This window comes from Pseudomonas sp. EZ-C24 (assembly GCF_014525325.1).
Lineage (GTDB): Bacteria > Pseudomonadota > Gammaproteobacteria > Pseudomonadales > Pseudomonadaceae > Aquipseudomonas > Aquipseudomonas shirazensis.
The window spans coordinates 1-9,974 of record NZ_JACDIU010000018.1 but is presented as its reverse complement, the minus strand read 5'-3'; the positions used below and the strand labels follow the sequence as shown (position 1 = coordinate 9,974).

General features: G+C 63.7%; 8 protein-coding genes. 4 read left to right on the top strand and 4 right to left on the bottom strand.

The window, feature by feature from the left end:
* From IDM28_RS17065 to IDM28_RS17050, 4 genes are all read right to left on the bottom strand, one after another.
* The coding region (locus IDM28_RS17065; RefSeq protein ID WP_188036535.1) for a YciK family oxidoreductase at window positions 1–628 on the bottom strand (628 nt) is incomplete at its 3' end.
* Between the two features lie 51 nt (window positions 629–679).
* Window positions 680–1,351, bottom strand: a complete 672-nt coding sequence (gene mupP, locus IDM28_RS17060; protein ID WP_188036534.1) for an N-acetylmuramic acid 6-phosphate phosphatase MupP — start codon at window positions 1,349–1,351, stop codon at window positions 680–682.
* Window positions 1,352–1,353: 2 nt separating this feature from the next.
* Window positions 1,354–2,052, bottom strand: a complete 699-nt coding sequence (gene ubiG, locus IDM28_RS17055; protein ID WP_101321657.1) for a bifunctional 2-polyprenyl-6-hydroxyphenol methylase/3-demethylubiquinol 3-O-methyltransferase UbiG — start codon at window positions 2,050–2,052, stop codon at window positions 1,354–1,356.
* A 64-nt stretch (window positions 2,053–2,116) separates the two neighbouring features.
* Entirely contained in the window at window positions 2,117–3,439 is a 1,323-nt protein-coding gene (locus IDM28_RS17050) for a TRZ/ATZ family hydrolase (RefSeq protein ID WP_188036533.1), read from the bottom strand.
* A gap of 109 nt (window positions 3,440–3,548) precedes the next feature.
* Here IDM28_RS17050 and mtnA point away from each other — a divergent pair, with 109 nt between their 5' ends.
* The 4 genes from mtnA to pheA all read left to right on the top strand — a co-directional run bounded on the left by mtnA (window position 3,549) and on the right by pheA (window position 9,931).
* Window positions 3,549–4,625 carry an S-methyl-5-thioribose-1-phosphate isomerase gene (mtnA, locus tag IDM28_RS17045; protein ID WP_101321655.1) on the top strand — a complete coding sequence of 359 codons (1,077 nt, stop codon included), beginning with the start codon at window positions 3,549–3,551 and terminating at the stop codon, window positions 4,623–4,625.
* A 281-nt stretch (window positions 4,626–4,906) separates the two neighbouring features.
* Window positions 4,907–7,681, top strand: a complete 2,775-nt coding sequence (gene gyrA / locus IDM28_RS17040; RefSeq protein WP_150571400.1) for a DNA gyrase subunit A — start codon at window positions 4,907–4,909, stop codon at window positions 7,679–7,681.
* 70 nt (window positions 7,682–7,751) lie between these two features.
* Window positions 7,752–8,837 carry a 3-phosphoserine/phosphohydroxythreonine transaminase gene (gene serC, locus IDM28_RS17035; RefSeq protein ID WP_101323087.1) on the top strand — a complete coding sequence of 362 codons (1,086 nt, stop codon included), beginning with the start codon at window positions 7,752–7,754 and terminating at the stop codon, window positions 8,835–8,837.
* Window positions 8,837–9,931, top strand: coding sequence for a prephenate dehydratase (pheA, locus tag IDM28_RS17030; protein ID WP_101321653.1), 1,095 nt, complete (start codon window positions 8,837–8,839; stop codon window positions 9,929–9,931). Before serC ends, pheA begins: the two co-directional genes overlap by 1 nt.
* The last annotated feature ends 43 nt before the right edge of the window (window positions 9,932–9,974 follow it).

Below are 9,974 nucleotides of genomic sequence, written 5' to 3'. Positions count from 1 at the left end.
GATACGCCGCCGCACGCATGGCAGTGCGGGTCGCGCCCGGGTTGATGCTGTTGGAGCGCACCGGTGCCACGCCTTCCAGCTCGTCGGCCAGGGTTTGCATCAAGCCCTCGGTGGCAAACTTCGACACCCCATAGGCACCCCAGTAAGCCCGGCCCTTGCGCCCGACACTACTGGAGGTGAACACCACCGACGCATCCTCGGACAACTTCAGCAGCGGCAACAGGGTGCTGGTAAGCATGAACGTGGCATTCACGTTGATGTGCATCACGCGCGTGAAATTGTCGCCCGAGAGTTGCTCCACCGGCGTGCGCGGGCCAATGATCGAAGCGTTGTTGAGCAGCCCGTCAAGCCGACCGAAGTCGTTCTCGATCATTACTGCCAGTTCGTCATACTGGTGCGCCAAGGCAGTTTCCAGGTTGAACGGGATCACCACCGGTTGCGGGTGGCCCGCGGCTTCGATCTCGTCATAGACCTCATTGAGGTTGGCTTCGGTCTTGCCCAGCAGCAACACGGTCGCGCCCAGCGCGGCGTAGGCCTTGGCCGCCGAAGCGCCAATGCCGCGGCCGGCGCCAGTCACCATGATCACTCGGCCAGCCAGCAGGCCGGGGCGGGCGGTGTAATCGAACATAGGTCTATCCTTTGCAAGCCAGGGCGCGGCGGGCGCGCCCTCAGCGATTGATCAGCAGCCGCACAGCGCGCTGTCGAGCACCTTGCGCAGCTCCAACGGGTGGTCCACCACCACGTCTGCACCCCAGTTGTTGGGGTTGTCCTGCGGATGAATATAGCCATAGCGCACCGCTGCGGTACGGGTCCCGGCGTCGCGCCCAGACTCGATATCACGCAGGTCGTCACCGACGAACAGCACGCTGGCCGGGTCCAGATCCAGGGTCTTGCAGGCCAGAATCAGTGGCTCGGGGTCAGGCTTGCTGTTCTTGACATGATCCGGGCAGATCAACAGCGCAGAGCGCTCGGCCAGACCCAGGCGCTGCATGATCGGCTCGGCGAAGCGCACTGGCTTGTTGGTCACCACGCCCCAGATCAGGCCGCCTTTTTCGATGTCGTCGAGCAGCTCGGGCATGCCCTCGAACAGCTTGCTGTGCACTGCACAGTCACGCTGGTAGCGCTCGAGAAACTCCAGGCGCAATGCCTCGAAGCCTTCGTCTTCAGGTTTCATGGCAAAGGTCGCGGCAACCATCGCCCGCGCGCCGCCGGAGATCTCGTCGCGGATCAGCTTGTCGGCGATCGGCGCCATGCCGCGCTCGGCGAGCATCGCCTGGCAGATGGCGATGAAGTCAGGCGCGGTGTCCAGCAGCGTGCCGTCCATGTCGAAAAGTACTGCTCGCAAACGCATGCTCACACCTCGCGCAGGGTCTGGATCATGTAGTTGACGTCGACGTCGCTGCTCAGCTTGTAGTGCTTGGTCAGCGGGTTGTAGGTCAGGCCGATGATGTCTTTGACTTCAAGACCGGCAACCCGGCTCCAGGCGCCCAGCTCGGACGGGCGGATGAATTTCTTGAAGTCATGAGTGCCGCGCGGCAGCATCTTGAGGATGTACTCGGCGCCGATGATCGCCAGCAGGTAGGCCTTGGGATTGCGGTTGATGGTCGAGAAGAACACCTGGCCACCCGGCTTGACCATGCGGTAGCAGGCGCGGATCACCGACGATGGGTCAGGCACGTGCTCGAGCATCTCGAGGCAGGTGACCACGTCGAACTGCTCGGGCATTTCTTCGGCCAGGGCCTCAGCGGTGATCTGCCGGTACTCGACCTCGACGCCCGACTCGAGCTGGTGCAAGCGGGCTACCGCCAGCGGCGCTTCGCCCATGTCGATGCCGGTCACGGTGGCGCCGCGTTGCGCCATCGCTTCGCTGAGGATGCCACCGCCGCAGCCGACATCGAGGACTTTCTTGCCGGCCAGACTGACGCGCTCGTCAATCCAGTTGACCCGCAGCGGGTTGATGTCATGCAGGGGCTTGAACTCGCTTTCGCGGTCCCACCAACGGTGGGCGAGGGCCTCGAACTTGGCGATTTCGGCGTGGTCGACGTTGCTCATTGAACAGATCCTCTGAAACTTGAATAAAAGGTGTCACTAAGCGCCAGCCGCAGCTGGCGCGTGGTCATTCCTTGCCTGCGATGCGCGCGCCCCAGGCGCGGGCCATGGCGGTGAGTGCTGCCTCGTCCATGCGGGTCAGGCGGCGCTCTTCGAGCAGCTGCTCGCCGGCAACCCAGACATGCCGCGCGCAGTCGCGGCTGGTGGCATAGATCAATTGTGACACAGGGTCGTGTACCGGCTGCTGGGCCAGGCCAGACAAGTCGAACGCCACCAGGTCGGCGGCCTTGCCCAGCTCCAGCGAGCCGATCTGTGTGTCCAGACCCAGGGCGCGGGCGCCATTAAGGGTCGCCATGCGCAAGGCCCGATGGGCGTCCAGTGCCGACGCCGAGCCGGCCACCGCTTTCGCCAGCAGGGCGGCGGTGCGGGTTTCGCCGAGCAGGTCAAGGTCGTTGTTGCTGGCCGCGCCATCGGTGCCTATAGCGACATTGACCCCGGCCTGCCACAAACGCTCAACCGGGCAGAAGCCGCTGGCCAGTTTCAGGTTGGATTCCGGGCAGTGGATCACGCTGGTGTTGCTTTCTACCAGCAGGGCCAGGTCGTCGTCGCTGATCTGGGTCATGTGCACCGCCTGCAGGCTCGGCCCCAGCAGGCCAAGCCGCGCCAGCCGAGCCAGCGGCCGTTCGCCGTGCTCGGCAACGGCCTGCTCGACTTCGCTGGCGGTCTCGTGGATGTGCATGTGCAGCGGCGCATCGAGCTGATCGGCAATCACGCGGATCTTCTCCAGCGTCTCGTCACCGACCGTATACGGCGCGTGGGGGCCGAGGGCTACGGTGATGCGCGGGTGGTGGCGCAACTCGCCAAACAGCTCGATGGCCTGATGCAGGGCGTCGTCCGCAGTCGCTGCACCGGGTATCGGGAAGTCCAGCAGCGGCACCGCCACCTGGGCGCGAATGCCGCTCTGCTCGACTTGCTCGCAGGCTTCGCGCGGATAGAAGTACATGTCGGCAAAGCAGGTTATGCCGCCCTTGAGCTGTTCGGCGATGGCCAGGTCGGTACCGTCGCGGACAAAGCCCGGATCGACCCAGCGGCCCTCGGCCGGCCAGATGTGCTCACGCAGCCAGGTCATTAGCGGCAAGTCGTCGGCCAGGCCGCGGAACAGGCTCATGGCGGCGTGGCCGTGGGCGTTGACCAGGCCTGGGCACAGCAGGCAGTCGGGCAATTCGCGCACCTGCAGCGCCGCCGGCGCGCGCTCGCGCGGGCCGAGCCAGGCGATCAAACCGTCGCGCAGGCCCAGCGCGTGCCCTTCGAGTACCACTCCGGCTGGCTCCACAGGCACCAGCCAGGTCGGCACCAGGAGCAGGTCGAGGGGGGCTACGGAGGTCGGCATGCGGCAGCTACCTGAAGGGTTTGGGCGGATCGCGCAGTATACCCGAGCGCCCGCGGCTGAGGCTCGCTATAATCGCCGGCTTTTGATCAGCAAAGCACGGGGAGAGGCGATGCGCGAGCGACTTTTGGCGGCAGAGAAGGTGACCGGCATTCAGTGGCGTGACGGCACCCTGCATCTGCTCGACCAGCGCCTGCTGCCGGCGCAAGAGCGCTGGCTGGCCTGTACCGACGTGTCTCAGGTAGTGAGCGCGATCCGCTCGATGGCGGTGCGCGGTGCGCCGGCCATCGGCATCAGCGCCGCTTATGGGCTGGTCCTGGCGCTGCGTGCCCGGCTTGCCGAGAAGGGCGACTGGGAAGAGTCGATCGAAGAAGACTTTCTGGATCTGGCCGAGGCGCGGCCCACCGCGGCCAACCTGTTCTCGGCGCTCAACCGCATGCGTGATCGCCTGCAGCGCCTGCGCCCCAATGAAAACCTGCTGGCGGCCATGGAAGCCGAGGCCATCGCCATCCACGACAGCGACCGCGAAGCCAACCTGACCATGGCCCAGTACGGCATCGAGCTGATCCGCCGCCAGCAAGGCAACGAGCAGACCATGCTGACCCACGGCAATGCCGGTGCGCTGGGCAGCGGGGGCTTCGGTACCGCGCTGGGCGTGCTGCGTGCAGCTTACCTTGAGGGCATGGTCGAGCGGATTTACGTCGGCGAGACCCGGCCTTGGCTGCAAGGCTCGCGCCTGACCGCCTGGGAGCTGGCGCAGGAAGGCGTGCCGGTCACCCTCTGCGCTGACTCGGCGATGGCGCATCTGATGAAGGTCAAGGGCATCACCTGGGTCGTGGTGGGTGCTGACTGCATCGCGGCCAACGGCGATGTCGCGGCCAAGATCGGCACTTACCAACTGGCGGTAGCGGCCATGCACCATGGCGTGCGCTTCATGGTGGTGGCGCCAAGCACCAGCATCGACCTGAACCTGGCAACCGGTGACGATATCCCGCTGGAAGAGCGCGAAGCAGACGAGCTGCTGGATGTTGCCGGCAATCGGGTTGCCGCACAGGTCGAGGTGTTCAATTCAGTGTTCGACGTGACTCCGGCTGACCTGGTTGACGTGATCGTGACCGAAAAAGGCGTGGTAGAGCGCCCAGACACCGCCAAGATCGCCCAGCTGATGTGCCGCAAGCGCCTGCATTGAGCGCCACCGCGCCGCGCAGGACGCAGCTGTCGGGGCAAAGCGGCCATTGCTTGGCAGCGCCGCTTCTTGTTGCAGCTTGAGGCTTAAGCCTGATGCATTTTTGTGGTACCATCCGGCAGTTTCCAAGGCCGCCCGTTTATGCGGTCTTCATTGCGCAGATCCAAGGCACAACCTATTGATTTGTCGTAAGTCGTCGCACCACTGTGCGCTGCGGCGACGAGCTTCGTTCGTCCTCTGGGGACTTGGACGAGGTTTCACCAGAAAAAGGAATCAGGCTTCTCATGGGCGAACTGGCCAAAGAAATCCTCCCGGTCAATATCGAAGACGAACTGAGACAGTCTTACCTCGACTACGCGATGAGCGTGATTGTCGGGCGTGCACTGCCCGATGCGCGTGACGGCTTGAAGCCCGTGCATCGCCGCGTTCTGTTTGCGATGAGCGAGTTGGGCAACGACTGGAACAAACCGTACAAGAAGTCCGCCCGTGTGGTCGGTGACGTTATCGGTAAGTACCACCCGCACGGCGACACTGCGGTCTACGACACCATCGTGCGTATGGCCCAGCCATTCTCGCTGCGCTACCTGCTGGTCGACGGCCAGGGCAACTTCGGTTCGGTCGACGGCGACAACGCTGCGGCAATGCGATACACCGAAGTGCGCATGTCCAAGCTGGCACACGAGCTGCTGGCTGACCTGCACAAAGAAACCGTCGACTGGGTACCCAACTACGACGGCACCGAGCTGATCCCGGCGGTAATGCCAACGCGCATCCCCAACCTGCTGGTCAACGGCTCCAGCGGTATCGCCGTGGGCATGGCGACCAACATCCCGCCGCACAACCTCGGCGAAGTGATCGACGGCTGCCTGGCGCTGATCGACAATCCTGAAGTCACCATCGATGAGCTGATGCAGTTCATCCCTGGTCCGGACTTCCCGACTGCCGGCCTGATCAACGGCCGCTCCGGCATCATCGAGGCCTATCGCACCGGTCGTGGCCGCATCTATATGCGCGCCCGCTCCGAGATCGAAGACATCGACAAGGTCGGTGGCCGTCAGCAGATCGTCATCACCGAGCTGCCGTACCAGCTGAACAAGGCTCGCCTGATCGAGAAGATCGCCGAGCTGGTCAAAGAGAAGAAGCTCGAAGGCATCACCGAGCTGCGCGACGAGTCCGACAAGGACGGTATGCGCGTGGTCATCGAGCTGCGTCGCGGCGAGGTGCCTGAGGTCGTGCTCAACAACCTCTACCAGCAGACTCAGCTGCAGAGCGTGTTCGGCATCAACATCGTCGCCCTGATCGACGGTCGTCCGCGCCTGCTCAACCTCAAGGACCTGCTCGAAGCGTTCGTCCGTCACCGCCGTGAAGTGGTGACCCGTCGTACCGTATTCGAGCTGCGCAAGGCCCGTGAACGTGGCCACATCCTTGAAGGCCAGGCTGTCGCACTGTCCAACATCGACCCGGTCATCGCCCTGATCAAGGCCTCGCCGACCCCGTCCGAAGCCAAGGAAGCCCTGGTTGCGATGCCGTGGGAATCGAGCGCGGTGCAGGTCATGGTCGAGCGCGCAGGCGCCGACTCGTGCCGCCCGGAAAACCTCGATGCCCAGTACGGCATGCGCGATGGCAAGTACTTCCTGTCGCCAGAGCAGGCCCAGGCCATTCTTGACCTGCGTCTGCACCGCCTGACCGGCCTCGAGCACGAAAAGCTGCTGGCCGAGTACCAGGAGATTCTCGAGCAGATCGGCGAGCTGATCCGCATCCTCAGCAGCGCCGAGCGCCTGATGGAAGTGATCCGCGAAGAACTCGAAGCGATCCGTGCCGAATACGGCGACGTGCGCCGCACCGAGATCCTCGATGCCCGTCACGACCTCAGCTACGGCGACATGATCCCGGAAGAAGAGCGCGTGGTGACCATCTCCCACGGCGGCTACGCCAAGACCCAGCCGTTGACCGCGTACCAGGCCCAGCGCCGTGGCGGCAAAGGCAAGTCGGCGTCCGGCGTCAAGGACGAGGACTACATCGAACACCTGCTGGTTGCCAACAGCCACGCCACGCTGTTGCTGTTCTCCAGCAAGGGCAAGGTCTACTGGCTGAAAACCTACGACATCCCGGAAGCCTCGCGCGCTGCCCGTGGCCGTCCGCTGGTCAACCTGCTGCCGCTGGAAGACGGCGAACGCATTACCGCCATGCTGCAGATCGACCTCGAAGCTCTGCAGCAGAGCGCCGATGTCGATGAAGAGCTGGAGGATGGCGACGACACCGTGCTCGAGGGTGAGCTGGTCGAAGCCGAAGAAGTCGACGAAGAAGACGGCGATACTGCCGAGTGGGCTGCAGAGCCTACCGGTGCCTACATCTTCATGGCGACGGCGTCCGGTACCGTCAAGAAGACCCCGTTGGCGCAGTTTGCGCGTCCACGTACCAGCGGCCTGATTGCGCTGAAGCTGAAAGAAGGCGACACCCTGATTGCCGCCGCCATCACCGATGGCGCCAAGGAAGTCATGATGTTCTCCGACGCCGGCAAGGTCATCCGCTTCGCTGAAAGCGTCGTGCGTGAAATGGGCCGTACCGCTCGCGGTGTGCGCGGCATGAAGCTGGGCAAAGGCCAGCGGATCATCTCGATGCTGATCCCCGAGTCCGGTGCGCAGATCCTTACCGCCTCCGAGCGTGGCTTCGGCAAGCGTACCCCGCTGTCCAAGTTCCCACGGCGCGGTCGTGGTGGTCAGGGCGTGATCGCCATGGGCACCAAGGGCCGTAACGGCCTGCTGATCGGCGCGATCCAGGTGCAGGAAGGTGAAGAGATCATGCTCATCTCCGACCAGGGCACGCTGGTGCGCACCCGCGTTGGCGAAGTCTCCAGCCTGGGTCGTAACACCCAGGGCGTGACCCTGATCAAACTGGCCAGCGACGAGACCCTGGTGGGCCTTGAGCGGATCCAGGAGCCATCCGAAGACCTCGAGGAGTTGCTCGAAGGCGAGGAGGGCGCAGAGGGCGTCGAACTCGACGCGGTAGAGGCGGCAGATGATGACGCCGGCGCCGCCGAAGAGGCGCCGCAGGAATAAACAGCGCAACAACCCGAGCGGGGCGGCCATGGTCGCCCCGCTTACTGACCAGAGCAGAGCGAGAGTGGATGTGAGCAAACGAGCCTTTAACTTCTGCGCAGGCCCTGCTGCGCTTCCTGAAGCAGTCCTGCAGCGCGCCCAGGCGGAAATGCTGGACTGGAATGGCAAAGGTCTGTCGGTGATGGAAATGAGCCATCGCAGCGATGACTACGTGGCCATTGCCGAAAAGGCCGAGCAGGACCTGCGTGACCTGCTGTCCGTCCCCTCCAATTACAAAGTGCTGTTTCTGCAAGGTGGCGCCAGCCAGCAATTTGCCGAGATCCCGCTGAACCTGCTGCCGGAAAACGGCACCGCGGACTACATCGAGACCGGTATCTGGTCGAAAAAGGCCATCGAAGAAGCGCGTCGCTTTGGCAACGTCAACATTGCTGCCAGCGCCAAGCCCTACGATTACCTCGCTATCCCCGGCCAGAACGACTGGACCCTGAGCAAGGACGCCGCTTACGTCCACTACGCGTCCAACGAAACCATTGGCGGCCTGCAGTTCGACTGGGTGCCGCAGACCGGTGACGTACCGCTGGTGGTCGACATGTCTTCGGACATCCTCTCGCGCCCGACCGACGTGTCCCAGTTCGGCCTGATCTACGCCGGCGCGCAGAAGAACATCGGCCCAAGCGGCCTGGTTGTGGTGATCGTGCGTGAAGACCTGCTCGGTCGCGCCCGCAGCAGCTGCCCGACCATGCTCGACTACAAGGTTTCGGCCGATAACGGCTCGATGTACAACACGCCGGCAACCTATTCCTGGTACCTCTCGGGGCTGGTCTTCGAGTGGCTCAAGGAGCAGGGCGGTGTCGAAGCCATGGAAGCGCGCAACCGGGCGAAAAAAGATCGCCTGTACGGCTTCATCGACTCCAGCGATTTCTACAGCAACCCGATCAGCGTCAACGCCCGTTCGTGGATGAACGTGCCGTTCCGCCTGGCCGACGAGCGCCTGGACAAAGCCTTCCTCGCCGGTGCTGACGCCCGCGGCCTGCTCAACCTCAAGGGCCATCGCTCGGTGGGCGGCATGCGCGCATCGATCTACAACGCCCTGGGTCAGGACGCCGTTGAAGCTCTGGTCAGCTACATGGCTGAATTCGAGAAGGAGCACGCCTGATGGTCGAGCACGAACTCAAAGCCCTGCGTGTACGCATCGACAGCCTCGACGAGAAGATCCTCGAGCTGATCAGCGAGCGCGCCCGCTGCGCCCAGGAAGTGGCCCGGGTCAAGATGGCCAACCTGGCCGAAGGCGAGACGCCGGTGTTCTACCGTCCCGAGCGTGAAGCTGCCGTGCTCAAGCGCGTCATGGAGCGCAACGGCGGCCCACTGGGCAACGAAGAGATGGCGCGTTTGTTCCGCGAAATCATGTCTTCGTGCCTGGCCCTGGAGCAGCCGCTGAAGGTCGCCTACCTCGGCCCTGAAGGTACCTTCACCCAGGCTGCGGCGATGAAGCACTTCGGCCACGCGGTGATCAGCCGGCCAATGGCGGCGATCGACGAAGTGTTCCGTGAAGTGGCCGCCGGTGCGGTCAACTTTGGCGTGGTGCCGGTGGAAAACTCCACCGAAGGTGCGGTCAGCCACACCCTCGACAGTTTCCTCGAGCACGACATGGTTATCTGCGGCGAAGTCGAGTTGCGCATTCACCATCACCTGCTGGTGGGCGAGAGCACCAAGACCGACAGCATCACCCGCATCTATTCCCACGCCCAGTCGTTGGCCCAGTGCCGCAAGTGGCTCGATGCGCATTACCCGAATGTTGAACGGGTGGCGGTGTCGAGCAACGCCGAAGCGGCCAAGCGGGTCAAGGGTGAATGGAACTCGGCGGCGATTGCCGGCGATATGGCAGCCAACCTGTATGGCCTGACGCGTATTGCCGAGAAAATCGAAGACCGCCCGGACAACTCCACGCGCTTCCTCATGATCGGCAGCCAGGAAGTGCCGCCGACCGGCGACGACAAGACTTCGATCATTGTGTCGATGAGCAACAAGCCGGGCGCGCTGCACGAGCTGCTGGTGCCGTTCCACGACAATGGCATCGACCTGACCCGGATCGAAACCCGGCCGTCGCGCAGTGGCAAGTGGACCTATGTGTTCTTCATTGATTTTGTCGGGCACCACCGTGATCCGTTGATCAAGGCTGTGCTGGAGCAGATCAGCCAGGAAGCCGTAGCGCTGAAAGTGCTGGGCTCGTATCCGAAGGCGGTACTCTGAGGTTGAAGCTGGTCTCTGCGCTACTGGGGCCGCTGCGCGGCCC

Bases quoted from the DNA above. Each gene is read 5' to 3' on its own strand.
- mupP (WP_188036534.1), bottom strand. From the start codon at position 1,351: ATGCGTTTGCGAGCAGTACTTTTCGACATGGACGGCACGCTGCTGGAC.
- ubiG (WP_101321657.1), bottom strand. From the start codon at position 2,052: ATGAGCAACGTCGACCACGCCGAAATCGCCAAGTTCGAGGCCCTCGCC.
- IDM28_RS17050 (WP_188036533.1), bottom strand. From the start codon at position 3,439: ATGCCGACCTCCGTAGCCCCCCTCGACCTGCTCCTGGTGCCGACCTGG.
- mtnA (WP_101321655.1), top strand. From the start codon at position 3,549: ATGCGCGAGCGACTTTTGGCGGCAGAGAAGGTGACCGGCATTCAGTGG.
- gyrA (WP_150571400.1), top strand. From the start codon at position 4,907: ATGGGCGAACTGGCCAAAGAAATCCTCCCGGTCAATATCGAAGACGAA.
- pheA (WP_101321653.1), top strand. From the start codon at position 8,837: ATGGTCGAGCACGAACTCAAAGCCCTGCGTGTACGCATCGACAGCCTC.